The organism is Cellulomonas sp., from assembly GCF_036279715.1.
Classification (GTDB): Bacteria; Actinomycetota; Actinomycetes; order Actinomycetales; family Cellulomonadaceae; genus Cellulomonas_A.
Genome location: NZ_DASUIR010000005.1, coordinates 20,034 through 45,661, shown reverse-complemented (window position 1 = coordinate 45,661; position 25,628 = coordinate 20,034). Strand labels below are relative to the sequence as shown.

Below are 25,628 nucleotides of genomic sequence, written 5' to 3'. Positions count from 1 at the left end.
CTCGACGGCGCCCGTGTAGACGTCGGGCGGGACGACGCCGAGCGACGTCATGTCCTCGGCGAACAGTGCCGTCTGCTCGATCGCGAGCTCGCGCCAGTCGACACCCGTCGCGAGCGCACGCTCGAGCAGCGGGTCGTCGACGTCGGTGACGTTCGAGGCGTACCGCACGCGCTGACCGGCGTCGATCCACGACCGCACGAGCAGGTCGAAGGCGATGTACGTCGCGGCATGGCCGAGGTGGGTCGCGTCGTACGGTGTGATGCCGCACACGTACAGGGTCGCGGTGTCACCGGCCGCTGCGACGACGAGCTCACCGGTCGAGGTGTCCCGGACCCGGACGGGACCGCCACGTCCGGGGAGTCGAGGGATCTGCGGGGTCGGCCAGGTGAGCACACCCCCAGCCTAACGGGCACCGGTCTGCGGCACCGTGAGCGTCCGGCACGCGAGCGCCGTGGTCGTGGCAGCCGAGGAAGGCGCGGGCTCAGCCTGCGACCGGCGCAGCCGCGACCGCGTCGAGGGCACCCGTGAGCAGGAGCACGACGACGACGAGGGCCAGCACGACCCGGTAGATGACGAACGGCATGAAGCTGCGCGTCGAGATGAGGCGCAGGAACGCGATGATGACGACGTAGCCGACGGCGAAGGCCACGACCGTCGCTATGAGCGTCACACCGAGACCGGGCATGCCCGCCTTGCCGAAGTCCCCGACGCTCTTCGCAAGCTCGTAGAAGCCCGAGGCCAGCACGGCCGGGACCGCGAGCAGGAACGAGTACCGGGCTGCGGCCTCCCGCGTGTAGCCCAGCAGCAGGCCCGCGGTGATGGTGCCGCCCGAGCGCGAGACGCCGGGGATGAGCGCGAGGGACTGGGCGAACCCGAACGCCACCGCATGGCGGGGCGACAGCTCGTCGAGCGTGCGGTGCTTGGCCCCCACCCGGTCCGCCCAGCCGAGGATCAGGCCGAACACGACGAGCGTGAGCACGATGAGCCACAGGTTGCGGAACGAGCTCTCGATCGAGTCCTTGAACGCGAGCCCCAGCACGACGATGGGGATGCTGCCGAGCGCGATGAACCACGCCATGAGCGCGTCCCGGTCGACGGGCGACCCCGTCGGGGCGCCCATCCGCGAGCGCAGGTCACTGCCGTGGTCGCCGCGGACCGCCCGCCACCAGGCCGTGCAGATCCGGGCGATGTCGTGCCGGAAGTACAGCAGGACTGCGGTCTCGGTGCCGATCTGGGTGATCGCGGTGAATGCGGCACCGGGATCGGTCTGCCCGATGAGCTCGCCGACGATGCGCAGGTGCGCGCTCGAGGAGACCGGGAGGAACTCGGTCAGTCCCTGGACGAATCCGAGGAAGATGGCTTCCGCTGCACCCATGCCTGCTGTCACGTGCCGAACGATAGCCGAGCGGGTTGCGCGCCAGAGTCAGGTGCGCAGCACACTCGCCGGTTAACCTTCGCGTCATGGAACTGCGTCAGCTCGGCCGTACCGGCCTGCGGGTCTCCCACCTCGGCCTCGGCACGCTGACCTGGAGCCGGGACACCGACGAGCACGAGGCCCGCGAGCAGCTGCGGGACTTCGTCGACGCCGGCGGGACGCTGCTCGACACGTCCGCGTCGTACGCCGACGGTGGCGCCGAGGAGCTCATCGGCTCGCTGCTCGGCGACGTCGTCGCCCGTGAGGACGTCGTGCTGTGCACCAAGGCCGGCGTGCGGAGCGCGGCGTCGGGCGGCGGCGCGGACGCCTCGCGTGGTGGGCTGCTGAGCACGCTGGACGCGTCGCTGCGCCGGCTGGGAACGGACCACGTCGACCTCTGGCTCGTCCAGGTCCCCGACCCGCACACGCCCCTGTCCGAGACCGTCTCAGCGCTGCGGCTGGCGGTGACGAGCGGGCGCGCGCGGTACGTGGGCCTCTCCAATCATCCGGGCTGGCAGGTCGCGCGCGCCGCGACGCTCCTCGCCGACGACGTCGGGCTCGCCGCGGTCGAGGTCGAGTACTCCCTGCTGGAACGCGGCATCGAGCGTGAGGTGCTGCCCGCGGCCGGGGACCTGGGCGTCGGCGTGCTGGCCTGGTCACCCCTCGGGCGCGGGGTGCTGACCGGCAAGTACCGCCGCACGATCCCCGCCGACTCGCGCGCCGCGTCCCCGCACCTGGCCGGGTTCGTCCAGCCCTATCTCGGCTCGCAGTCGCTCGCGGTGGTCGAGGCGGTCGCGACGGCGGCCGCAGGGCTCGACTGCACGCCGCTCGACGTCGCGCTCGCGTGGCTGCGCCTGCGCACGCCGATCACCTCCGCGATCGTCGGGGCGCGCACCGCCGCGCAGCTGCGCGGGTCGCTCGCCGCCGACGACGTCGAGCTGCCCGCGGAGATCGTGCGCGCGCTCGACGAGATCAGCGCACCCGAGCTCGGCTACCCCGAGCGGCGCTGAGCCTCAGCGGTCCTCGGTGGTGAGCTCGTCGACGAGCACGTCGTCGTCGTACTCGTCGTCCGCGTCGTCGGACTCCTCGGCGTCCTCGCCGTCGGACTCGTCGTCCTCGTCCTCGTCCTCCTCGGCGAGGTAGAACGGCGTGGCCTCGCTGTACACGGTCCCGAGGGCGTCGTCATAGGCCTCGAAGGCGTCCGCGAGGACGTCATAGGCGTCGTCGACACCGGGATCGTCCTCGCCCCGACGGGAGGCGACGGCGTTGAAGTGGGCCTCGAGGGCAGCAATCAGGCGGTCCAGGGCGGCGCGCGGGTCGACGGTCATGGCATGACGGTATCTCCGCACCGTGCACAATGGCACTGCAATCGGCCTGACGACGCCAGCGTCGCCCGGTCTGTGGCGAGATCGGACGGTGACGAGTGACAGAGACAGCAGCAGTGCGCAGCCTGCGGGGCGACCTGGGCGCGCAGAGTGCCCAGTACGAGTTCCGGGTGCTGAGCATCCCGAGGTCCACGAGCCAGGGTGACGCGAGCAGACGGCTGACCGAAGAGGCCGAGTACGGCCGCTGGGAGCTCGCCCGCGTCGTCCTCTACGTCGGGGGCGAGCGCAAGGTGACCCTGCGGCGCAGGATCATCCGCGTGCGCAGCACCCTCGACTACACGATCGGCTGACCTCAGCAGGTCCGCAGGAGCCGGTCGAGGACGCGCACCCCGAAGCGGAGCGCGTCGACGGGGACACGTTCGTCGACGCCGTGGAACATCCCGGCGAAGTCGAGCTCGGCGGGCAGCCGCAGCGGCGCGAAGCCGTAGCCGGCGATGCCCAGTCGCGACAGCGACTTGTTGTCCGTCCCCGCGGAGAGCATGTACGGCAGCACGACCGCGCCTGGGTCCTCCGCGACCAGCGAGCCGACCATGGCGTCCACGAGACCGCCCGAGAACGGCACCTCGAGGGCCACGTCGCGGTGGATGTGCTCGAGCGTCACGTCCGGACCGGCCAGCCGGGCGAGGGTCGCGAGGAACTCGTCCTCCTGCCCTGGCAGGAACCGTCCGTCGACCGTCGCCTCGGCGTGGCCCGGGATGACGTTGGCCTTGTACCCGGACGCGAGGCCGCTCGGGTTCGCGGTGTTGCGGGTCGTCGCGCCGACGAACCGCGAGGCCGACCCGAGTGCCGCGAGGATCGCGTCGATCGAGCTCTCGTCCTCCGGGTCGAACGTCAGGCCCACGAGGTCGGCGACGCCCTGCAGCAACGTGCGCACGGTCGGGCTGAGCGAGAGCGGCCACGGGTGCTGCCCGATCCGCCCGACCGCGGCCGCGAGGTGCGTCACAGCGTTGTCCGCGTTCACCTGGCTGCCGTGGCCCGCCCGGCCGTCCGCGACGAGCCGCAGCCAGCCGATGCCCTTCTCGGCAGTCTGCAGCAGGTACGCCCGCCGGCCGTCGAGGTCCACCGAGAAGCCGCCGACCTCGCTGATCGCCTCCGTAGCGCCGGCGAACAGCTCGGGGCGGTGGTCGACCGCCCAGCGGGCCCCCTTGGCGCCGCCAGCCTCCTCGTCGGCGAAGAACGCGAGCACCACGTCACGCGCCGGCTGCCGGCCCTCGCGGACCATCTGGCGCACGACCGCCAGGATCATCGCGTCCATGTCCTTCATGTCGACCGCGCCGCGGCCCCACACCAGCCCGTCGCGCAGCTCGCCCGCGAACGGGTCGACCTGCCAGTCGGGCGCGTGGGCCGGCACGACGTCGAGGTGGCCGTGCAGGACGAGCGCAGGGCGGCTCGGGTCTGCGCCCTCGAGCCGCACCACCACGTTCGCGCGGCCCGGCTCGCTCTCGAAGAGCTCGGGCTCGAGGCCGACGTCGGTCAGCAGCCCCATGACGTGCTCCGCCGCGGCGCGCTCCCCCGGTCCCGAGCCGTCGCCGTAGTTCGAGGTGTCGATCCGGATCAGGTCCTGGCACAGGCCGACGACCTCGTCCTCAGCGGCGCTCGACCCCGCAGCGAGCGAAGCGGGGAGCCGAGCGGGGGCGGCGGACGACGGGCGGGCGGGGCCGGTGGGCATGGCGTTCACCGTACCCGCCGCTCAGACGTCGGTCGTGACCGCCAGCAGACCCCGGCGGGCCAGCAGCGGGGCGATCTCGGGGTCGCGTCCCCGCAGGTCGCGGAAGGCGCCCAGCGGGTCGGTCGACCCACCGCGGGCCAGCAGCCGACGCCGGAACTCCTCGCCGTTCGCCCGAGACAGCCCGCCGTGCTCACCGAACCACTGCACCGTGTCCGCGTCGAGCACCTCGGACCAGATGTACGAGTAGTACCCGGCCGAGTAGCCGCCCGCGAAGATGTGGTTGAAGTACGCGGTGCGGTACCGCGGCGGCACGGGTCCGAACGCAACCCCGGCCCGCTCGAGCGCCGCAGCCTCGAACGCCTCGACGTCGGCCGGGTCGGTCGGGACCTCGTCGGGCGCGAGCCGGTACCACGCCTGGTCCAGGAGCGCGGCGGCGAGGTACTCGGTCGTGACGAAGCCCTCGCCGTCCTGGCGGGCGGCAAGCAGCGTGTCGACCCACTCGGACGGCATCGGCTCGCCCGTCACGTGGTGGACGGCGTAGGAGCGCAGGATCGCCGGGTCCCACGCCCACATCTCGTTGACCTGCGAGGGGTACTCGACGAAGTCGCGCGGCACCTCGGTGCCTGACTGGGACGGGTATCGCACGTCCGAGAACAGGCCGTGGAGCGCGTGGCCGAACTCGTGGAAGAGCGTGATGACCTCGTCCCACGACAGGAGCGTCGGCTCGCCGGGCGGCGGCTTGGGGATGTTGAGGTTGTTGACGACGACGGGACGCTCGTCGAGCAGGTCGGACTGGTCGACGAGCGTGTTCATCCACGCACCGCCCCGCTTCGACTCGCGCGTCCAGTAGTCGCCGAGGAACAGCCCGAGCCCGGTCCCGTCCTCCTCATGGACCTCGAAGACGCGGACGTCCGGGTGATAGCCGACGAGGTCGGGCCGTGGGCTGAAGGTGATGCCGTACAGCTCTCGGGCCGCACGGAAGACCCCGTCGCGCAGGACCCGGTCAAGCTCGAGGTAGGGGCGCAGGAGCGCGTCGTCGAGCGAGCGCCGCTCGCTGCGGACCCGCTCGGCGTAGTACGCCCAGTCCCAGGCCTCGAGGTCGGCACCCGGTGCGTCGCGCTCGAGAGCGCGCTGGAGATCAGCGGCCTCGGCCCGCGCGTTCGCGACGGCGGCGGGCGCGAGGCGACCGAGGAGCGCCTCGACCGCGTCGGCGGTGCGCGCAGTCGCGTCGGCAGCCACGTACCCGGCGTGGTGCGGGTAGCCGAGCAGCTGCGCGCGCTCGGCCCGCAGGCGTGCGAGCGCGAGGACGGTCGCGCGGGTGTCGTGGTCGTCACCGCCCGATCCACGCAGGACCGAGGCGGTGTGGACGCGTTCACGCAACCGACGGTCGCGCAGCGCGGCGAGCGCGCCCTGCTGCGTGGGCAGCTGCAGCTCGATCAGCCACTGCCCGTCGTGCCCGCGCTCGGTCGCGGCCTGGGCCGCTGCGGCGCGCGCGTCGGACGGCATCCCGTCGAGCTCGGCTGCGTCGGTCACGAGGACTGCCGAGGCATTCGCACCCGCGAGGATCTCCCGGCCGATGATGGTCTCGAGCGACGTGATCTCGGCGTTCAGCTTCCGCAGGCGCGCCTGCGCGGGGGCGTCGAGCGCGATGCCGGAACGCTCGAACGCGATGCGCTGGCGGTGCAGCAGCCAGGCGGTGTCGGGTGCCAGGTCCAGGTCGCCGGCCTGTGCCGCGGCGTGCAGCGCCTCGAGGCGCGCGAACAGCCGGGAGTCCTGGTGGATGGCGTCGTGGTGCGCCGCGAGCAGCGGGGCGACCTGCTCCTCGATCTGGTCGAGCCCCACGCTCGCGTCCGCGCTCGACTGGTTGAAGAACGCCGTCGCCGCGCGGTGCAGCAGGCGCCCCGACCGCTCGAGGAGGTCAAGGGTGTTCTCCGGCGTCGGCGCCTGGGGGTCGGTCGCGATCGCCTCGATCTCCGCGCGCTGCTCGGCCATGCCCGCCAGCAGCGCCGGCAGGTAGTGCTCCTCGCTGATCGCCGTGAAGTCCGGAAGTCCGTAGGGCAGCGTCGAGAGGGTCGCGAACGGGTTGGCCGGGTCGAGGGAGCTCAAGGTCATGCCCTCATCATCGCCGACCACCCGGCCTCGCCTGCGCGCCGCCGCGGCGCATGCCGACCCCCGCGCTCAGCCGTCGGCGGCCGGGCCGGCCGGCCTCGCATCCATCGCGAGCAGTGTGCCGACCCACGCGTCCCGGCGTCCGCCGCGCTGCACGGCGTACCCCCGGATGTGGCCCTCGACGTGGAAGCCCGCACGCTCGGCGACCCGCCGCGACGGCAAGTTCCGGGTGAACCCGGTCCAGCTCAACCGCTCGAGCCCGAGCCGCTCGGGGTCGAACGCCAGATCGACGACCAGAGCCGTCGCGCGCGACATGACACCTCGTCCGCGAGCGTGCGCACCGAGCCAGAACCCGATCTCGGCAGAGCCGGGCGGTTGCATCGCGAGACCGATCATCCCGTCCAGCCGGTCGCTCGACGCATTGCGCACAGCCCAGTTGAGGTTCGTTCCGGACGCCCAGCCGGCCGAGGCGATCTGCTCGACGAACGCCTCGCTGTCGGCGCGACCATACGGGCTCGGCACGGTCGTGAACTCCTGGATCGCCGGGTCCTGGCACAGCTCGGCGATCGCGTCGACATCACGCGCGTCGGGTGCGCGCAGGTGGACGACGCCATCGGTCAACTCGATCAGATCCATGCGTCAGGGTGGCACGTCGGCCCCTGGCTCGTCATCGCGTTTCACGCGACCCGCTCAGGCGAGCGCGAGGACGTCCTCGACCGACGTCGCTGCGTAGCCGTGCGACTCGGCGACCGCGGAGCTGCACAGGGCACCCGCGTGGGTCATCAGACCGCGTGCGAGGGCGGCGTCGGCGCGGAGCGCACCCACCCAGCCGCGGTCGGCCAGCGCCGTCAGGTACGGGAGGGTCGCGTTCGTCAGCGCGCGGGTCGACGTCACCGGCACGGCGCCCGGCATGTTGGCCACGCAGTAGAACACCGAGCCGTGGACGGTGAACGTCGGGTCGTCGTGCGTCGTGGGGTGCGTGGACTCGAAGCAGCCGCCCTGGTCCACGGCGATGTCGACGAGCACCGACCCTGGCCGCATCGTGGCGACGAGCTGGTCCGTCACGAGCTTGGGGGCGCGCGCGCCCGGCACCAGCACCGCGCCGATGACGAGGTCCGCGTCGGCCACCTCCTGCTGGAGCGTGTACGCGTTCGAGGCGAGCGTGCGAACGGTCCCGCCGAACGCCTCGTCGAGCTCGCGCAGCCGCTGCACGGACAGGTCGAGGATGGTCACGTGGGCGCGCATGCCGAGCGCGATCTCGGCGGCGTGCAGTCCCGCGACCCCGCCGCCGAGCACGACGACCTTGGCGGCGTCGACACCGGGCACTCCCCCCAGCAGCCGCCCTGAGCCGCCCTCGTTCTTCATGAGGTGGTACGCGCCGACCTGCGCCGACAGTCGGCCGGCGACCTCGCTCATCGGCGCCAGCAGCGGGAGCGAGCCGTCCGCGGCCTGCACCGTCTCGTACGCGATCGACGTCACGCCCGAGGCGAGCAGGGCGTCGGTGTCGGGACGGTCCGCGGCGAGGTGCAGGTACGTGAAGAGCACGAGGTCCTTGCGGAGGAACCCGTACTCGGCCGCGACCGGCTCCTTGACCTTGCACACGAGATCTGCTCCGGCCCAGGCATCGTCCGCCGTGGCGACGATGCGCGCACCGGCTGAGGCGTACTCGGCGTCGGAGATCGCCGACCCCTCCCCGGCGCCTGCCTGGACGAGGACGTCGTGACCGCGCGCGACGAGCTGGTGCACGCCTCCCGGGGTGATGGCGACGCGGTACTCGCGGTTCTTGATCTCGCTGGGGATCCCGACCCTCATGACGACTCCTGGGTTGTCCGGCCACTGGGGCTTCGGCTGTGTGGCGTAGCTCACGTCTCGTGCTCAGCGTGAACTTTCAATGTTTCATGTGAATGACGACCGCATCTGCTGCGGTACATTCACCTCATGGCCGCACACACTTCGTCGACCTCTGCCGACCGAGGCGATGCACCGAACGATCTGCGGACTGATCGGGCGCGCAGACCGCCGCTCGACGACATCGACCGACGCCTCCTCGCGCTGCTGGAACGTGAGGGACGCATGACCAACAACGCGATGGCAGAAGCCGTCGGGATCGCGCCGTCGACCTGCCTGGCGCGCGTACGGCTGCTGCGGGAGTCCGGCGTCATCCGGGGCTTCCATGCGGACATCGACCCGGCCGCGCTCGGACGGGGTCTGCGTGCCATGGTGGCGGTGCGGATGCAGCCGGGGTCGCGTCAACAGCTCGCGGCCTTCGCCCGACACATCGCCGCCCGGCCCGAGATCCTCGACGTGTACTTCCTCGCCGGCGCCGACGACTTCCTCGTGCACGTCGCGGTCCGCGACACCGAGGCACTCCGGGCGTTCGTCGTCGACCAGCTCAGCGCGCGCCCCGAGGTCGCGGTCACACAGACAAGCCTCATCTTCGAGCACATGACGCCCGGCGGCTCGACCCGAGGCTGAGCGCTGACCAGACGGTCACGCGTCGGCGACCGAGTCCAGCCGGTACCGCAGCGCGAGGAACCCGGCACCGAACCGCGTCACGTCCTCGAGAGCCAACGTCCCGGGCAGTCGCGTCGGCAGGACGGGCACGCCGCCTCCCAGCACGACGGGCACCACCCCGAGCCACAGCTCGTCGAGCAGCCCGACCACGGCGAACTGGGCGACGAGGCCGCCGCCGCCCACGAGCCAGATGTTCCTCCCCGCCGCCGCGTCCACCATGCGAGCGTGCACGACCTGGACGTCGTCGGCGGTGAGCTCAAGGTCGGCACCGGGGAACCGCGGCAGGTCCCGGTGCGTGAAGACCCACGTGCGTTGATCCGGGTACGGCCACTCGTCCATGTCCAGACCGAGCAGGAACTCGTACGTCGATGCGCCCATGGCGATCGCGCCGACACCCTCGAGGAAGCCCTCGTAGTGGGCTGTGATGCCAGGGACCGCATCGAACGGGGTCAGCCAGTCCAGGGATCCGGCCGTGTCCGCGATGTAGCCGTCGATGCTCGAGGCCACGTAGTACTGCGTGCGTGTCATCCGGCCATCGTGCCCGCGGCCACCGACATCTCACCCCCTCAGTCGACGAGCGACGCCCACACCGCTGCGCGCTGCAGCTCCCTGTCCGCGAGCGCGAGATCGCCGAGCTCAGCCCACGTCCAGAGCGCCTGCTCGCACGCCCTCGCCACAGACCATGCGGCGACGCGCTGGGCGTCGAGCCCGGTACGGTCCGCGACCAGGTCGAGACGCGGGCGCAGGACGTCAGCCGCGCCGGCGCGACGGAACGGGGCGTCGACCTGGCTGAGCAGCGGCCAGAGGTCGAACGCGGGGTCGCCGCGCATCGGCTTCGGGTCGATGACGACCCATCGGCCGTCGGGCGCGCGCAGCAGGTTCCCCGGGTTGAGGTCGCCGTGGACGACGACATCGGCGTCTGCCGACGCCGGCAGGTCACGCAACGACGTCACAGCGAGCGCGACCAGACCGGGGTCCAGGTCGAGGTCGCCCTCGACAGCAGCGCGCGCGGCCCGGTCGGCCAGCAGGTCCGACCACCCTCGGCACACCTCGAGGACCGACGGCAGTGCTGCGCGGAGGTCGTCCGGGACGAGCGAGCCCGGCTCGGCCACCGCGCCGCACAGCTCACGGTGGACGTCGGCTCCGGCCGTCAGGCGCTCCTCGGCGGTCGCGTCCCACTCCGTCATCGGCGTGCCGGGCCGCACGTGCTCGAGCAGGAGCGCCCAGTCCTCGGGTGCGTCGTCGAGCAGGCGCACGGCGCCTCGCCCGTCCCACGCACGCAGCGCAACCGACTCGTGCCGCGCCTCGTCGTGCGGGAACACGATCTTGAGGACCGCATCCCTGCCGCCGACTGCCGTGGTCGGCGCGCACCACGAGGCGTATCCGGTCCGGAACGGCTCACCGAACTCGAGCCCCCACCGCACCACGGCCCGCTCCACGAGCTCCGGGAGCTGGTCGATCCAGGCAGCTCCACCGTGGGTGCGGCCGATGCCGTCGCGCAGGATCGCCGGGACATCGAGGTCGACTGGTTGCACGGGGTCAGCCCTTCTCGGCTCTGGGGACCACTCGGGACATCCGGGGACAGCAACGGCCCCGGACTCCGGCGTTGTCGCCTGGTATCCGGGGCCGTCGGCCGCCGTCAGCATCTGTACGTCACCGTCCACCGCGCTCGCTTGTTCTCAACACGCGCGACTTGAACCGCCCCAGGCCTTGCTTCGGGGCTGTCGGCCACGAGCCACTCGGACCGCGTCCGTCCATCCCTCGCTAGGGAAACGTGCTCCGCGTCCGAGCCGATCCTTCGCGGGGGGATGCTGACACCACCACGCAGATCGGGAGCTCTTGATCTTGTCCTACTCAGCGTCCACAGTACATGAGTTATTCCGGACCCCGACCAGACGTCATCTGAGGCGGACCCGTTCGCCCAGTCGCGGGACCACGGCCGTCACGTCGAGCTCCCGGCGGATCCGGGCGGCGAGGGCCTCGGTGGACCCCTGCTCGCCGTGCGCGACGTACACCGTCTCGGGCAGCTCGGGCATCTCGCGGAGCCACCCGACGAGCTCGTCGGCGTCCGCGTGCACGGAGAACTCCTCGTCGGAGACGATCTCGGCTCGCACCGGGACGTACTGGCCGTGCATCTTCAGCTCGGTCGCGCCGTCGAGCAACGCCCGCCCGCGCGTTCCCACCGCCTGGTACCCGGTGAGCACCACCGTGTTGCGCCGGTCCGGGAGCATGTGCCGCAGGTGGTGAACCACCCGGCCCCCCGACCCCATCCCCGAGGCCGAGATGACCACGCACGGCACCCGGGGGTTGTTCAACGCCATCGACTCCTCCGACGTCCGGGCCGCCTTCAGCGTCGGCAGGTCCACGAGGTCCGGGGAGACGTCGTCGCGCAGCTCGCCACGCAGGCTGGGTCGCCGGTAGACGTCGAGCGCCGCCAGCGCCATCGGGCTGTCGACGAACACCGGGACGACCGGCAGGTCGCCGCTGCGCCGCAGCTCCGACAGCGCCTTGAGCACGAGCTCGGTGCGGTCGACGGCGAACGCCGGCAGGAGCACGGAGCCTCCGCGCTCGACGGTCCGGAGGATCGCGTCGGCCAGCGCCGCGTGAGGCCGCCCCTCGACCTTGGGGTGCGACCGGTCGCCGTAGGTCGACTCCATGACGACGGTGCGGGCGGCGGGCGGGGCCGAGCGAGACCGAAGCACCGGGTGGGTCGTGCGGCCGAGGTCGCCCGAGAACAGCACGCGGGCGGCGCCTGCCGTCACGAGCGCGCTCGCCGCGCCCAGGACGTGCCCCGCCCGGACGAGCGTGACGCCGACTCCCCCGCCGAGCTCGGTCGGGGCGTCGTAGGCGATGGTGCGGAACTGGGTGATGGCCTTCTCGGCGTCGACCTCGCGGTACAGCGGGAGCGGGACCTCATGCTTGGACCAGCCGCCCGCCTGGGCGAACTCGGCGTCCCGCTCGTTCAGGTGCGCGCTGTCCCGCAGCACGATCGCGGTCAGCGCCGCCGTGCCCTCGGTCATCCAGATCGGCCCGGCGAACCCGTCGCGGACCAGCGCGGGCAGGTAGCCGCTGTGGTCGAGGTGGCAGTGCGTGAGGATGACGTCGTCGATGTCCGACGGCGGCACCGGGAACGGGTCCCAGTTGCGGCGGCGCCACTCGCGGTCGCCCTGGTAGATCCCGCAGTCGACGAGGACCCGCCTGCCGGCGTGCTCGACGAGGAACTTGCTGCCTGTCACGGTCCCGACGGCGCCGAGGAACGTCAGGGTGGCCGACTCGTGCTGGCTCATGCGCTCAGCGTCCCGCGGACCGACGTGTGCCGCGACCGGCCGCGACGCGGCGAGCGGACTGCCGGCGTGGAGCACCGAGGGACGGGGTCAGCTCGTCGGCCGGTCAGCGGTCGACGCGCGCGCCGCCACCGCCGGCGAGCTTGAGGACGTCGGCTGCGCTCACCATCGTGGTGTCGCCGGGCGTGGTCATCGCCAGCGCCCCGTGCGCGGCGCCGTACTCCACCGCGGTCTGCAACGGCTGCCCGTCGAGCAGGCCGTAGATCAGGCCGGACGCGAACGAGTCACCGCCGCCCACCCGGTCGAGGATCTCCAGTCGCTCGCGGTAGGTGGACCGGACCACCCCCGTCTCGCGCGACCAGGCGATCGCACCCCAGTCGTTCACGGTCGCCGAGTGCACCGTGCGCAGCGTCGTGCCGATCACGGCGAAGTTCGGGTAGGCCGCCGCGGCCGTCTCGATCATCGCCGAGAAACCCGAGACGTCGAGCGCCGACAGGTGCTCGTCGACACCCTCGACCTCGAAGCCGAGGCTCGCCGTGAAGTCCTCCTCGTTGCCGATCATCACGTCGATGAACGGGGCGATGGCCCGGTTCACGTCCTGCGCCGTGGCCTGCCCCCCGATGGCCCGCCACAGGCTGGGCCGGTAGTTCAGGTCGTAGGAGACGACGGTTCCGTACTTCTTCGCCACCGTGACCGCCTCGATCACGGTGGCGGCGGCGGTCTCGGACAGCGCGGCGAAGATGCCACCCGTGTGCAGCCACCGGACGCCCAGGTCACCGAACAGGTGGTCCCAGTCGACGTCACCGGGCCCCAGCTGCGAGGCCGCCGTGTGGCCACGGTCCGACACGCCGACCGCCCCCCGTACACCGAAGCCGCGCTCGGTGAAGTTCAGGCCGTTGCGCGCGGCGCGGCCGATCCCGTCGTACGCGACCCACCGGATGAACTGGGTGTCGAGGCCACCGGTCAGGATCAGGTCCTCGACGAGTCGACCGATCTCGTTGTCCGCGAGGGCCGTGACGATCGCCCCACGCAGACCGAACGCGCGCCGGAGCCCGCGCGCCACGTTGTACTCCCCACCGCCCTCCCAGACCCGGAAGGACCGGGCGGTGCGGATCCGGCCCTCGCCCGGATCCAGTCGCAACATGACCTCCCCCAGGGACACGACGTCATACCGGCACTCCGCGGCGGGACGAACAGTGAGCGCAGCCATCGTCGGACTCCTTCGGCTCAGGCGATCGAGGTCACGGGCGGGGCAGCGAGCGCGACTGCCGCAGCCGTGAGCTGGGTGATGCCGGCGAAGTCGCCGGCCGCGATCCGGTCACGGGCCACCATCCAGGAACCGCCCACGGCCAGCACGGACGGCAGCGCGAGGTACTCGTGCAGGTTGGCCGGCCCCACACCCCCGGTCGGCACGAACCGGACACCGGCGAACGGGGCCGCGAGCGCCGCGATCGCAGCCGCACCGCCCGAGGTCCCCGCGGGGAAGAACTTCACCGTCGTCAGGCCCAGCTCGAGCGCCGCCTGGATCTCCGTCGCCGTCACCACACCGGGCACCGCGAGCACCCCCAGCTCCTGGCAGCGCTCGACGACGGCGCGGCTCAGCCCCGGCGACACCACGAACCGCGCGCCGGCCGCGACCGCCTGGTCGACCTGAGCCACCGTCACCACCGTGCCCGCCCCGACCAGGACATCGCCCCGGTCAGCCATCACGCGGATCGCGTCCTGCGCGGCGGCGGTCCGGAACGTGACCTCCGCGACCGGCAGACCACCCGCGACCAGCGCGCCGGCAAGCGCATCGGCAGCAGACGCGTCGTCCAGCACCACCACGGGCAGCAGACGCACCGCACTCAGTGTCGACAGGATGTCCATGGAGAGACCTCTTCGCTCGGAGCAACAGGATGACGGGTCAACAGCACGATCAGGGGCTCTCGAGCTCGCGCGCCTGGGCGAGGACCGCCGCGACGAGCGCCACGTTGCCGGCCAGCTCGGGATCGAGAGCCTCGAGCACGCGCCGGACAACGTCGGGCAGCGGACCGGTCGCGAGCGGCAGGATCTCGGCCGCCCGCGCGTCGGTCACCGCTGCCCCGTGGCCGCGCAGATGGCACACCCAGGCGGCGACCGGTCGCGTGGCTCCTGGCGGGATCCGGCCTGCGGCGAGCTCGCGGCGGAGCGTCGGCAGCGTGCGGATCGGCAGCTTCTGCGACCCGTCGAAGGCGATCTGGTCAAGCCTGTGCCGCATGCGCGGGTTCGCGAAGCGCTCGGTCAGGGCGGCGCGGTAGGCAGCGATGTCTGCGGGCGGCAGGCTCAGGTGGGACGACGCCGCGTCCCACCACTCCTCGAGCCACACGCGGCAGGTCGCGTCGCGCATCGCGTCGGCCACGGTGACGTGACCACGCAGGGACCCGGCGTACGCGAGCATCGAGTGCGCCCCGTTCAGCAGCCACAGCTTGCGCTCCTCGAACGGGCCGACGTCGTCGGTGAACGTCGCCCCGGCGTCCTCCCACCGGGGTCGGCCGGCGACGAACTGGCCGCTGAGCACCCATTCGGTGAACGGTTCGGTGACGACGGGAGCGCGATCGTGGACACCCGTCTGAGCCTCGACGGTCGCGAGGTCCTCCGCCGTGGGCTCGGGGGTGATCCGGTCCACCATCGTCGTGACGAAGCCGACGTTGTCGGCGATCCACGTGGCGAGGCCGGGCTCGACGAGATCGGCCAGGTCGGCCAGGACGCGCGCGACGGCCGAGCCGTTGTCGGGAAGGTTGTCGCAGGGCACGATGGTCAGCCCTCCGACCCCCGCCCGGCGGCGTGCGGCCAGGCCGGCGACGAGCTTGGCGGGGGCCGTCCGCACCAGAGCGGTCGGGTCCGCGCGCAGCGTCGCGACGTCGGCCACGATCTCAGGCCGATCGACGTCGAGCCCACCGTCCGCGCGGCGCACGTAGCCGGCCTCGGTGACGGTCGTGGTGACGATGCGGACCTCCGGATCGGCGAGGTACCCGAGGAGCGCGGCCTGGTCGTCCGCCGCGAGAGGTCGCGCGACGCTCCGGATCAGCTCGAACCGGTCGCCGTCCGCGGCGCGGGTGACGAGCGTGTAGAGACCGTCCTGCGCCGCGAGCGCCGTGGCGAGATCGGGCGACCGACCGGTGAACGCCGCAATCCCCCACTCGGCGCCGTCCCCGGCGTGGTCGGTGTACCAGGCCTGGTGCGCGCGGAAGAAGTTGCCGAGCCCGAGGTGGACGTGACGCACGGGCGGTGCGCTCACGGTCCTGCTGAGCTCGGTCACAGCCCGAAGACCGCGCGGGGGCGACCGCTGACCAGGTCGACCGCCGCCGCGACCGCCTCGTCCTCGTCGAGACGGTGCTCCGCCACGAGCTGGGCGAGATAGCCGCTGTCGAGGCGCCGCGACATGTCGTGGCGCGCCGGGATCGAGCAGAACGCCCGCGTGTCGTCGATGAACCCGGACGTCCGGGAGAACCCTGCGGTCTCCGTGACCGCCGACCGCCAGCGGCGTACCGAGTCCGGGGCGTCGAGGAACCACCACGGTGCGCCGATGTAGACGGACGGGTAGAAGCCGGCGAGGGGAGCGAGCTCGCGGGAGAAGACGGTCTCGTCGAGCGTGAAGAGTACGAGCTTGAGGTTCGGGTGGGTCCCGAACCGCTCGAGCAGGGGGCGCAGCGGCTCGGTGAAGTCGCCGCGCAGCGGGATGTCGTGCCCGGTGTCCGGACCGAAGCGCTGCTTCGACGGCTCGTGGTGACCGCGCAGGACGCCCGTGTGGAGGGTCATCGTCAGACCGTCCTCGGTCGACATCCGCGCCATCTCGAGCAGCATGTGACGGCGCAGGGCGACCGCCTCGACCGGCGTCGCCGTGCCCGCGAGCGCCGAGCGGTAGATCCGCTCGGCGTCGGCCGCGGCGAGGGGCGCGGTGCCCGCGTCGAGGTGCGCGTGGTCGGCCGACCGGGCGCCGTGCTCGACGAAGTACCGGCGCCGGTCCTCCATGGCCGTGACCCAGCCCGCGTAGCCGGACGTGTCGACGCCTGCGGTCGCGCCCAGCCGCGCGACGGCAGCAGGCCAGTCGGGCTCGGAGGCCTCGAGGTAGAGGTCGGGGCGGAACGTCGGGATGACCCGTCCGTGCCACGTGTCGTCCGCCGCGAGCGCCGCGTGCACCGCGAGGTCGTCGCACGGGTCGTCCGTCGTCGCGAGGGCGGCGATCTTGAACCGCTCGAACAGCGCGCGCGGACGGTAGGCGTCCTGGCCGAGCCGTTCGGCGAGGTGGTCGTAGATGAGGTCCGACGTGTCAGCCGAGGGCCGGACCGTCACGTCGAAGATGTCCGCGAGCTCCGACTCCAGCCAGTAGCGCACGGGCGTGCCCCGGAAGACGTCCCAGCGTGAGCAGAGGTGGCGCCAGACCTCGCGCGCGGCCGGCTCCGACAGCGGGCCCTGGCCGACGCCGAGCTCCTCGAGCGGCACTCCCGACGCGTGCAGCAGGCGCGTCACGTAGTGGTCCGGCGTCACGAAGAGCTGCGCGGGGTCCCGGAACGGCACGTCGTCCAGGAGCATCGCCGGGTCGACGTGACCGTGCGGCGAGAGGATCGGCAGGTCGCGTACCTCGTCGTACAGGCGCCTCGCGACGGCGCGGACCGCGGGGTCCACGGGCAGCAGGCGGTCAGGGTGCAGGGCGAGGGGAGCTGGCTGGGGAGACATGGTTCCGTTCTCTTCATGTGGTCGGACGGGCGGCGATCGTCGGCAGGCGGCGGTCACGTGACGGTGCCGAGCTGCCAGGGGACGAACTCCTCCTGGCCGATATCCAGGTCCTCGCTCGCCGTGAGCTCCCCGGACGCGACCGCGATGATGCGCTCGAAGATCTCGTTCCCGACGTCCGAGAGGCTCGCCGTGCCGTCGACGATCCGACCGCAGTTGATGTCCATGTCATCGCTCATCCGCTTGTACATCTCGGTGTTCGTCGCGAGCTTGATGGACGGCGTCGGCCGGCACCCGAAGACGGAGCCCCGGCCGGTCGTGAAGCAGACCACCGTGGCGCCGCCGGCCACGATGCCGGTCACGGAGACGGGGTCGTAGCCGGGGGTGTCCATGAACACGAGGCCGCGCTCGGTGACGGGCTCCGCGTACTCGTAGACGGCGGCCAGGTCGGCCTGGCCCGCCTTCGCCACCGCGCCGAGCGACTTCTCGAGGATCGTGGTCAGCCCCCCTGCCTTGTTGCCGGGCGACGGGTTGTTGTCGAGAGTCCCCCCGCCGGCCTGCGCGTAGCCCTGCCACCAGTCGATCCGGTCGAGCAGCTTGCGGCCCACGCCCTCGGAGACCGCTCGACGCGTCAGAAGGTGCTCGGCACCGAACACCTCGGGGGTCTCGCCGAGGATCGAGGTCCCGCCGGCAGCGACGAGCCGGTCGGACGCGTAGCCGAGCGCGGGGTTGGCGGTGATGCCCGAGTAGCCGTCCGAGCCGCCGCAGTTGAGGCCCAGCACCAGCTCGCTGATCGGGGCCGGCTCACGACGGCGCGCGTCGAGCTCCGGAAGCATGGCCTTGATGCGCTCGACCCCGGCCTTGACCGTCGCCCGCACCCCGCCCGTGTCCTGGATCGTCAGGGTCTGCACTAGCGTGTCGGAGGGCAGGCCGAGGCCGTCGACGAGCGACTGGACCGGCACCATCTCGCAGCCCAGCCCGAGCACGAGCACGCCGCCGAAGTTCGGGTGCCGGGCGTAGCCGCGCAGCGTGCGCAGCAGGGTGTTCGCCCCGTCGCTGCCCGGCACGAGCCCGCACCCGCTCTGGTGCGTGAGGGCGACGACACCGTCCACGTGGGGGAACGCGTCAAGAGCCATGCCCCGGAACTGCTCCGCGATCATCTTGGCGGTCGACGCCGAGCAGTTCACCGACGTCAGGACGCCGACGTAGTTGCGGGTGCCGACCCGGCCGTTCGCGCGGTGGTACCCCAGGAACGTCCGCTCGGGGCCGACCGGAGCCGGCAGCACGGTCCGCTGGGTCCCGAGCTCGTGGGCGCGCTCCGTGCTGTCCATCCCGAGGTTGTGCACGTGGACGTGGTCGCCCGCGGCGATGTCGACCGTCGCCAGCCCGATCGACTGCCCGTACTTGTGCACCGGTGACCCCGCGGGCACGCTGCGCACGGCCAGCTTGTGACTGCGCGGGATGTCGTCGCGCACGACGACCTTCCCGGTCGCCGTGACGACGTTCGTGCCGGCGGGCAGCTCGCGTGTGACGACCACGACGTCGTCGTCGCCGCGCAGGAGCAGTGCGCAGTCGGCGAGCGCGATCTCCGGCGCTGTGCTCGGGGTCATGACGGGTGCCTCTCCTCGTGGGCCGCGCCGGCGGGGCCCGTCGGCGGTTCGTGGCTGCTCATCACGCTCACCAGTCGTGGACGGTGCCGTCGAGCAGCCGGTTCACCGGCAGGTACGCCGGTGCGTACGCGAACGACCTGGCCGCCTCGAGGTCGAGCTCGACGCCCAGCCCTGGCAGCTCGCCCGGGTCGAGCAGCCCGTCGACGAACGTGTAGCTCGTCCGGAAGACCTCGAGCGTCTGGGCGTTGTGCCGCATGTACTCCTGGATCCCGAAGTTGTGTATCGCGACGTCGAGGTGCAGTGCGGCTGCCATCCCGACCGGCGACACGTCCGTCGGACCGTGGAACCCGGACTTGATCTGGTACATCGCCGCGAAGTCCATGAGCTTGCGCACCGCCGAGATCCCGCCGGCGTGGGTCACGGACGACCGCACGTAGTCGATCAGCTGTTCGGTGATCAGGGTCTGGTAGTCGAAGACACCCGTGAACACCTCACCGATCGCCAGCGGGGTCGTGGTCTGCGACCGGACCCGACGAAGCCCCTCCTGGTTCTCCCCGGGCGTGCAGTCCTCGAGCCAGAACAGGTCGTAGGGCTCCAGTGATCGGCCGAGCTGCGCGCTCTGGTTCGGGGTGAGCCGGTGGTGCGCGTCGTGCAGGAGCGGGAGTGCGGATCCGAACTCGGCACGGACGGCCTCGAAGACACCGGGGATGTGACGCAGGTACGCGCCCGTGTCCCAGCTCTCCTCGACCGGCACCGCGACGCGGCCTGCCGGCTCGTAGTCGTAGCGCTCGCCGGCTGCCAGGTCACGTCCGACGCCGTAGACCTTGCCCAGTCCCGGCACACCGGTCTGGACCCGGATGGCCCGGAAGCCGTCGTCGAGGTTGGTGCGGATCGACCGGAAGAGCGCCTCGAGCGTGGTGCCCGACGCATGGGCGTAGGCGAGCGCACCGCGACGGCTCCGGCCGCCGAGCAGCTGGTACACGGGAAGACCCGCGACCTTGCCCTTGATGTCCCAGAGCGCCATGTCCACGGCGGCGATGGCCGCCATGGTGACCGGGCCGCGCCGCCAGTACGCGCCGCGATACAGGTACTGCCAGGTGTCCTCGATGTTGTGGGCCTCGCGGCCCACGAGCAGCGGCGCGAGGTGGTCGCGAAGGTAGGAGGCGACAGCGAGCTCGCGTCCGTTGAGGGTCGCATCACCCAGCCCGACGACACCGTCGCTCGTCGTCAGGACGAGCGTCACGAAGTTGCGGCCGGGGCTCGTGACGACGACGTCGACGCTCTCGATCTTCATCGGGCGCTCACCTCGGCACCGGGCCGTAGACGTGCTGAACGGCTGACATTCCGTCTCCTCATCGAAACAGCATGAGCGTCTCTGCAACGCTCCCCAGAGGCTAGCACCGGGGGCGCCCCTTGGACAGAAATGGCATGTGACCTGCACCTTGATCCGTCCAGCGCGACGATCTGCAACTCCGCCGCCCCCTCGTCATGATGCACCCTTGACGTGATCCCGCACACGTTTGCATACTGGCGTGTGCCACACCGCCGTGGCCGACGACGCCGATGGAGGTGAGCACGTGGCTGTGAACGCCCGTGATGTCGCCCGTGTTGCCGGTGTGTCCGTCTCCACCGTCTCCCGCGCTCTCGCCAAGCCCGACGAGGTCGCCCCGGAGACCCTGGCGCGCGTGCTCGACACGGCCCGAGGCATGGGCTACCGCCCCAACCTCACGGCCCGCGGCCTCATCACCGGGCGCCGCGGCGCGATCGGCCTGATCGTCCCCGACCTCGAGAACCCGTTCTTCTCCTCGGTGACGAAGGGCGTGCAGAACCGCGCCCGCGCCGCCGGGTACGCCGTGATGATCGCCGACTCCGACGAGGACCCCAGCCAGGAGGCCGACCTCGTCCGCGAGATGAGCCGCCACGTCGACGGCATCGTCCTGTGCTCCCCCCGCGCCCCCGACTCGGTGATCCACGAGCTCGCCCAGGAGTGCGTCCTGGCGCTCGTCAACCGACGGTGCGGCGACCTCCCCGCGGTGCTGATCGACAACCTCGACGGCGTCCGCAAGGCCATGGCCCACCTGCGCGCGCTCGGGCACCGGACCATCGCGTACGTCGGCGGACCGAGCACGTCCTGGTCGAGCCAGGAGCGGCTCGCTGCAGCGCGCCTGGTCGCGGCCGAGCACCCCGACACCGAGCTGATCGACCTCGGCTCCTTCAAGCCCTACGTGTCCGGAGGCGTCGCCGCGGCGGACGTCCTCATCGCGAGCGGTGCGACCGCGGTGCTCGCCTACAACGACCTCGTCGCGCTCGGGCTCCTCGAGCGCCTGCGCCAGCGCGGCGTCGCAGTCCCTCGCGACATCAGCGTCGTGGGCGTCGACAACATCCCGATGGCGGCGCTGAGCTCACCGGCTCTGACCAGCGTCGGGATCCCCCTCGTCAGCTGCGGGCGGGCCGGCGTCGACGTGCTCCTCGGGCTCATCCGAGACTCGTCCGCACCGGCGACCCACCACCACGACCTGTCGTTCCAGCTCGTGGTGCGCGAGTCGACGGGTCCCCTCGCAGCCGAGAACGGCCTGCGAAGCACGGCCTGAACGTCCCCTGTGCGGCCAGCGGTTCGGGCAACGGTGCCCAGACCAGACAAGAGAGAAGGCTGTCAATGAGAATCTCCCGACCACTCCAGCTCGTCGCCGGAGTCGCCGCGCTCGGCGTCGTCCTCGCCGCGTGCAGTGCGCCGAACTCGGGCGCGACGGCCAAGACGGCGGAGAGCACCTCGACCGGCGCAGCGACCGGAGCCGTGAGCGACGTCCCCGACAAGCCGTCGGCTCCCGTCAGCCTGCACATCCTCGATGTCGCGGGGAACCAGAAGCTCACCGGACCGATGGTCGACGCGTTCGTCAAGGCGCACCCGGACATCGTCTCGGCCGTGACCTGGGAGAGCGCCGGCGCGCCGGACCTCGTCGGGACCATCAAGCCGCAGGTCGACAGCAAGAACCTGTCCGTCGACCTCGTGATGACCGGCACCGACGGCCTGTCGGCCGGCGTCGGGCAGAACCTGTGGACGCCGATCGTCAAGGACTTCGGCGACCGCCTGTCCAACATGAAGACCTACCTGGACCCCGCCGCGAAGATGCAGGACCTGGCCGGCGACTTCGGCGTCGTCACGACGTACTACCCGTCGGGCCCGCTCCTGCAGTACGACCCGGCGGTCGTCAAGGACGTGCCCAAGACCCCGGAGGCACTGCTCGCCTGGGCGAAGGCCAACCCCGGCAAGTTCGGCTACGCGCGTCCGGCCAACTCCGGCCCTGGCCGGACCTTCCTCATGGGCCTGCCCTACATGCTGGGCGACAAGGACCCGAGCGACCCCGTGAACGGCTGGGAGAAGACCTGGGCCTACCTCAAGGACCTCGGTCAGTACGTCGACAACTACCCGACCGGCACCGGTCAGGTCATCTCCAACATGGCCGACGGCACCTGGAGCCTGATCCCGACGACGACCGGCTGGGACATCAACCCCCGAGTCCTCGGCACCGAGCCGAAGACCATCGAGGCGGCCGCCTTCGACAAGTTCACGTGGGTGACTGACGCGCACTACGCCGTCGTCCCGAAGGGCCAGTCCGCCGACAAGATGTCGGCGATCCTGCAGCTCCTGCAGTACATGCTCACCCCCGACGTCAACGCCATGGCGTACGACAACGGGTACTTCTACCCCGGTCCCGCCGTGAAGGGCGCCACGATCGACAAGGCACCGGCCGCGAGCCAGACCGCCATCAAGGACTTCGGCCGCGACTGGTACGACGCCCTCATCGAGAAGATGCCCAAGGCGACTCCGCTGACGCCCGCCAACCTGGTGACGGCGTTCGACATGTGGGACCGCGAGATCGGTACCGGAAAGTACACGGTGAAGTAAGCATGTCGACGCCGACCAGAGCATTCCAGTCCCTCCGGCTGAAGAACGTCGGACGCAGCTTCGGTGGTCAGGACGCCCTGGTCGGCCTCGACCTGACGATCCGGCAGGGCGAGTTCATCGCCCTGCTCGGACCGTCGGGCTGCGGCAAGTCGACGGCGCTCAACTGCCTCGCGGGGCTGCTCCCCCTCACGCACGGCGAGATCCTCATCGACGACCAGCGCGTGGACCTCCTGCCTGCCGAGAAGCGTGACTTCGGCATGGTCTTCCAGAACTACGCCCTGTTCCCGCACCTCACGGTCGAGAAGAACATCGCGTTCGGCCTGGAGATGCGCAAGATCCCCAAGGCCGAGATCAAGCGACGCGTCGCCGACGCGATCGCCCTGGTCAAGCTCGAGCAGCACGCGTCCAAGCTGCCCGGACAGCTCTCGGGCGGCCAGCAGCAGCGAGTCGCGATCGCGCGGGCCGTCGTCGTCGAGCCGCGACTCGTCCTCATGGACGAGCCGTTGTCGAACCTCGACGCCAAGCTGCGGCTGGAGATGCGCACCGAGATCCGGCGCCTGCACCAGTCGCTGGGCCTCACGACCCTCTACGTGACCCACGACCAGGAGGAGGCCCTGTCCATGGCGGACCGGCTCGTCGTCCTGCGCGAGGGCCGCGTCCAGCAGATCGGGACGCCGGCGGAGCTCCACAACCACCCGGCGAACTGGCACGTCGCCGACTTCATGGGCTACCGCAACCTCGTGGACCTCAAGGTCACCGCGATCGACGGCTCAGCAGTCACGGTCGGGGCGCCCGGGTTCACGCTGCGGGGGACCGCAGCCCAGCCCGTCACGGTCGGCGAGAACGTCCGCGTCGCGATCCGCCCCGAAGACCTCGTGGTCGTCTCCCCCGCTGTCCCCGTGCACCCAGGGAACTCGGTGACCGCCACGGTGTCCGTGGTGGAGTACCACGGACGCGAGTTCGCGGTCGGGGTCACGGGCCCCGACGGCCGGAACCTGCACGTGCGCGCCGACCATGCCCCCGACGTCGGCAGCGTCGTCGAGCTCACCGCGGACCCCGCGCGCGTGCTCGTCTTCGCAGCGGACCTCCTGGACCCGGCGACGCTGTCGGTCGAGGAGAGGGAGCTGCTGGAGGTGCGCACATGAGCGCGCCGACGGTTCCCGCGGGTGCGCGCACCCGGTCGACGGCGAGCCTGCGGCACCGGCTCGCCGAGCGAGGGGTCGACAAGTCCCTGTGGATGCTCGTCCCGGCCCTCTTCTTCGCCGTGGCCCTGTTCATCTACCCGTTCTCCTACGGGATCGGCCTGACGTTCCAGCCGTCGCCCGCGATGCAGGAGAAGTGGGGGGCAGGGGTCTGGTCGAACTACGTCGGGTTCTTCAAGGACTCGTTCGTGTTCGACTCCATCTGGTTGACGATGCGCCTGGCCCTGCCGGTCGCGCTGTTCAACGTGCTGGCCTCGGTGCCGATGGCCTTCAAGCTCCGTCGTCGGTTCCGCGGCAAGAAGCTGCTGACCACCCTCCTCGTCCTGCCCATCACCCTCGGCACGGTGCTCACCGCGCAGGGACTGCTGATCTTCGCGGGACGGCAGGGCTGGCTCAACCGGTTCCTCATCCAGATCGGCGTGATCGACCAGCCGCTGGCCCTCGTGAACAACTACCTCGGTGTGGTCTTCTCACTGGTCATCTCCGGGTTCCCGTTCGCCTTCCTGCTCATCTCGTCCTACCTGTCCGGCATCGATCCCTCGATCGAGGCGGCCGCCAGGACGATGGGCGCGAACTGGGTCCAGCGATTCCGGCGGGTGATCCTCCCGCTGCTCGCCCCCGGCCTCGCGACGACCTTCATCCTGACGTTCGTGCTCGCGTTCAGCGTCTTCCCGTCCGCCCGACTCGTCGGTGACGCCATGGGTTCGACCCGTGTCATGTCGCTCATGGCGTTCCGGGCGTTCGGCGAGCAGAACGACTACCCGATGGCCTCGACGATCGCCGTGATGATGGGCGTCGTCGAGCTGGTCGTGATCGCGTTGGTCCTCCTGTGGAGGTCGTCCATGTACAAGGGTTCGACTGGAGGCAAGGGCTGATGGCGACACAGACTGCTCCGCTGGGTACGCGCGAGCCGATCCAGCGCGGACGCGCGGCGCGGAACGCGCGCAACGCCGCAGCCCGCGCGCCCGGCGAGCGCTCGCTCACGGCCGCCCCGTCGACCTGGTTCGTGTGGGCCGGCACCGCCGCGTTCTTCATCTTCCTGGTGGGCATCCTCGTCAGCGTCGTCGTGGACTCGTTCGGCAAGGGGTGGTTCAGCACGTGGCTCCCCGAGTCCTTCACGACCAGCTGGTACACGGGGGCCTGGGACACCTTCGGCATGGCGCAGATCATCGGCGTCACGCTCACGGTCGCCCTGCTGGTCATCGTCATTGCCGTGCTCATCGGCGTCCCGGCCGCCTACCTGCTCGCACGGCGCACCTTCCCGTTCAAGAAGGCCGTCACCCTGCTGTTCCTGCTGCCGGTCATGATGCCGCCGATCACCTACGGCATCCCGCTGGCCACCGTGATGTACAACTTCGGGCTCGGGCGCACGCTCACGGCGGTGATCCTCGTGAACCTCGTGCCCTCGGTCCCGTTCGTGATCATGACGATGACGCCGTTCATCGAGCAGATCAACCCGACCATCGAGAACGCGGCGCGGATGTCCGGGGCCTCGATCGGGAGGGTCTTCACGAAGATCCTCTTCCCGCTGCTGATCCCCGGCGTGCTGGCCGCCTCGATCCTGGTCCTCGTCCGCACGGTGGGGATGTTCGAGCTGACGTTCCTCGTCTCGGGCCCACAGTCCGACACGCTCGTCGTGGCGATGTACCGGGCGATGACGGCCGCGGGCGGCGGCACGGAGCGTCCGCTCATCTCGTCGATGGCCGTGGTCTACACGCTCACGATGATGGTCATCCTCATCATCGCCCTGCGCTTCGTGAGCCCGACACAGCTCGTCGCCCGGGTCAAGGAGTCGCGCGAGGACTGACCGGTCGCGACGCCCCAGCGGCACCCGAGCCG

23 protein-coding genes and 1 pseudogene are annotated in these 25,628 nt (G+C 71.3%); 8 read left to right on the top strand and 16 right to left on the bottom strand.

The genetic code is table 11. From position 1 onward, the window contains the following. Both VFW79_RS00450 and VFW79_RS00445 read right to left on the bottom strand, forming a co-directional pair. Positions 1-393: pseudogene (locus VFW79_RS00450) on the bottom strand (cysteine--1-D-myo-inosityl 2-amino-2-deoxy-alpha-D-glucopyranoside ligase); the annotation flags it as partial. 88 nt (positions 394-481) lie between these two features. Beyond that, complete coding sequence (locus VFW79_RS00445) at positions 482-1,375, bottom strand: undecaprenyl-diphosphate phosphatase (RefSeq protein WP_329675357.1); 894 nt, start codon at positions 1,373-1,375, stop codon at positions 482-484. An 86-nt stretch (positions 1,376-1,461) separates the two neighbouring features. Here VFW79_RS00445 and VFW79_RS00440 point away from each other — a divergent pair, with 86 nt between their 5' ends. Next, complete coding sequence (locus tag VFW79_RS00440; protein ID WP_329675353.1) at positions 1,462-2,424, top strand: aldo/keto reductase; 963 nt, start codon at positions 1,462-1,464, stop codon at positions 2,422-2,424. A 3-nt stretch (positions 2,425-2,427) separates the two neighbouring features. On the opposite strand, the gene VFW79_RS00435 is transcribed toward VFW79_RS00440, so the two are convergent. Further along, a complete protein-coding gene (locus VFW79_RS00435; RefSeq protein ID WP_329675352.1) occupies positions 2,428-2,742 on the bottom strand; it encodes a primosomal protein in 315 nt (104 codons plus the stop codon). A 95-nt stretch (positions 2,743-2,837) separates the two neighbouring features. On the opposite strand from VFW79_RS00435, the gene VFW79_RS00430 reads away from it, so the two are divergent. Beyond that, positions 2,838-3,089 (top strand): DUF5703 family protein, encoded by a 252-nt coding sequence (locus VFW79_RS00430; RefSeq protein ID WP_329675351.1) that lies wholly within the window; start codon positions 2,838-2,840, stop codon positions 3,087-3,089. Between the two features lie 2 nt (positions 3,090-3,091). Here VFW79_RS00430 and VFW79_RS00425 read toward each other — a convergent pair whose 3' ends face one another. The 4 genes from VFW79_RS00425 to ald all read right to left on the bottom strand — a co-directional run bounded on the left by VFW79_RS00425 (position 3,092) and on the right by ald (position 8,389). After that, positions 3,092-4,468, bottom strand: coding sequence for a M20/M25/M40 family metallo-hydrolase (locus VFW79_RS00425; RefSeq protein ID WP_329675350.1), 1,377 nt, complete (start codon positions 4,466-4,468; stop codon positions 3,092-3,094). 21 nt (positions 4,469-4,489) lie between these two features. Further along, positions 4,490-6,580: a M3 family metallopeptidase gene (locus VFW79_RS00420; RefSeq protein ID WP_329675349.1), complete on the bottom strand. Its 2,091-nt coding sequence runs from the start codon at positions 6,578-6,580 to the stop codon at positions 4,490-4,492. A 66-nt stretch (positions 6,581-6,646) separates the two neighbouring features. Continuing rightward, on the bottom strand, positions 6,647-7,213 hold the full coding sequence (locus VFW79_RS00415) for a GNAT family protein (protein ID WP_329675348.1): 567 nt from the start codon (positions 7,211-7,213) through the stop codon (positions 6,647-6,649). 54 nt (positions 7,214-7,267) lie between these two features. Continuing rightward, positions 7,268-8,389: an alanine dehydrogenase gene (ald, locus tag VFW79_RS00410; RefSeq protein ID WP_329675347.1), complete on the bottom strand. Its 1,122-nt coding sequence runs from the start codon at positions 8,387-8,389 to the stop codon at positions 7,268-7,270. 126 nt (positions 8,390-8,515) lie between these two features. Between ald and VFW79_RS00405 the strand changes: the two genes are divergently transcribed. Continuing rightward, positions 8,516-9,052, top strand: coding sequence for an Lrp/AsnC family transcriptional regulator (locus VFW79_RS00405; protein WP_414647833.1), 537 nt, complete (start codon positions 8,516-8,518; stop codon positions 9,050-9,052). Between the two features lie 15 nt (positions 9,053-9,067). Here the strand turns inward: VFW79_RS00405 and VFW79_RS00400 are convergent, their stop codons facing one another. The 9 genes from VFW79_RS00400 to manD form a co-directional block, all read right to left on the bottom strand. Then, positions 9,068-9,619 carry a dihydrofolate reductase family protein gene (locus VFW79_RS00400; RefSeq protein WP_329675346.1) on the bottom strand — a complete coding sequence of 184 codons (552 nt, stop codon included), beginning with the start codon at positions 9,617-9,619 and terminating at the stop codon, positions 9,068-9,070. Between the two features lie 38 nt (positions 9,620-9,657). Next, a complete protein-coding gene (locus tag VFW79_RS00395) occupies positions 9,658-10,626 on the bottom strand; it encodes an aminoglycoside phosphotransferase family protein (protein ID WP_329675345.1) in 969 nt (322 codons plus the stop codon). 363 nt (positions 10,627-10,989) lie between these two features. Further along, positions 10,990-12,378, bottom strand: coding sequence for an MBL fold metallo-hydrolase (locus tag VFW79_RS00390; RefSeq protein WP_329675344.1), 1,389 nt, complete (start codon positions 12,376-12,378; stop codon positions 10,990-10,992). Positions 12,379-12,481: 103 nt separating this feature from the next. Beyond that, entirely contained in the window at positions 12,482-13,585 is a 1,104-nt protein-coding gene (locus tag VFW79_RS00385; protein ID WP_329675343.1) for a sugar kinase, read from the bottom strand. Between the two features lie 17 nt (positions 13,586-13,602). Continuing rightward, positions 13,603-14,244 (bottom strand): bifunctional 4-hydroxy-2-oxoglutarate aldolase/2-dehydro-3-deoxy-phosphogluconate aldolase, encoded by a 642-nt coding sequence (gene eda / locus VFW79_RS00380; RefSeq protein WP_329675342.1) that lies wholly within the window; start codon positions 14,242-14,244, stop codon positions 13,603-13,605. 49 nt (positions 14,245-14,293) lie between these two features. Then, positions 14,294-15,634: a mannitol dehydrogenase family protein gene (locus VFW79_RS00375; protein WP_329675341.1), complete on the bottom strand. Its 1,341-nt coding sequence runs from the start codon at positions 15,632-15,634 to the stop codon at positions 14,294-14,296. 17 nt (positions 15,635-15,651) lie between these two features. Continuing rightward, positions 15,652-17,073 carry a glucuronate isomerase gene (gene uxaC / locus VFW79_RS00370; protein WP_329675340.1) on the bottom strand — a complete coding sequence of 474 codons (1,422 nt, stop codon included), beginning with the start codon at positions 17,071-17,073 and terminating at the stop codon, positions 15,652-15,654. Positions 17,074-17,126: 53 nt separating this feature from the next. Continuing rightward, on the bottom strand, positions 17,127-18,680 hold the full coding sequence (locus VFW79_RS00365) for an altronate dehydratase family protein (RefSeq protein WP_329675339.1): 1,554 nt from the start codon (positions 18,678-18,680) through the stop codon (positions 17,127-17,129). A 67-nt stretch (positions 18,681-18,747) separates the two neighbouring features. Further along, a complete protein-coding gene (gene manD, locus VFW79_RS00360; RefSeq protein WP_329675338.1) occupies positions 18,748-19,974 on the bottom strand; it encodes a D-mannonate dehydratase ManD in 1,227 nt (408 codons plus the stop codon). A gap of 283 nt (positions 19,975-20,257) precedes the next feature. Here manD and VFW79_RS00355 point away from each other — a divergent pair, with 283 nt between their 5' ends. From VFW79_RS00355 to VFW79_RS00335, 5 genes are all read left to right on the top strand, one after another. Then, positions 20,258-21,271: a LacI family DNA-binding transcriptional regulator gene (locus VFW79_RS00355; protein ID WP_329675337.1), complete on the top strand. Its 1,014-nt coding sequence runs from the start codon at positions 20,258-20,260 to the stop codon at positions 21,269-21,271. A 65-nt stretch (positions 21,272-21,336) separates the two neighbouring features. Next, positions 21,337-22,587: an extracellular solute-binding protein gene (locus VFW79_RS00350; RefSeq protein ID WP_329675336.1), complete on the top strand. Its 1,251-nt coding sequence runs from the start codon at positions 21,337-21,339 to the stop codon at positions 22,585-22,587. Between the two features lie 2 nt (positions 22,588-22,589). Continuing rightward, positions 22,590-23,732, top strand: a complete 1,143-nt coding sequence (locus VFW79_RS00345) for an ABC transporter ATP-binding protein (protein ID WP_329675335.1) — start codon at positions 22,590-22,592, stop codon at positions 23,730-23,732. Next, complete coding sequence (locus VFW79_RS00340; RefSeq protein WP_329675334.1) at positions 23,729-24,664, top strand: ABC transporter permease; 936 nt, start codon at positions 23,729-23,731, stop codon at positions 24,662-24,664. Before VFW79_RS00345 ends, VFW79_RS00340 begins: the two co-directional genes overlap by 4 nt. After that, positions 24,664-25,596, top strand: a complete 933-nt coding sequence (locus VFW79_RS00335) for an ABC transporter permease (protein WP_329675333.1) — start codon at positions 24,664-24,666, stop codon at positions 25,594-25,596. Before VFW79_RS00340 ends, VFW79_RS00335 begins: the two co-directional genes overlap by 1 nt. Positions 25,597-25,628 lie beyond the last annotated feature (32 nt).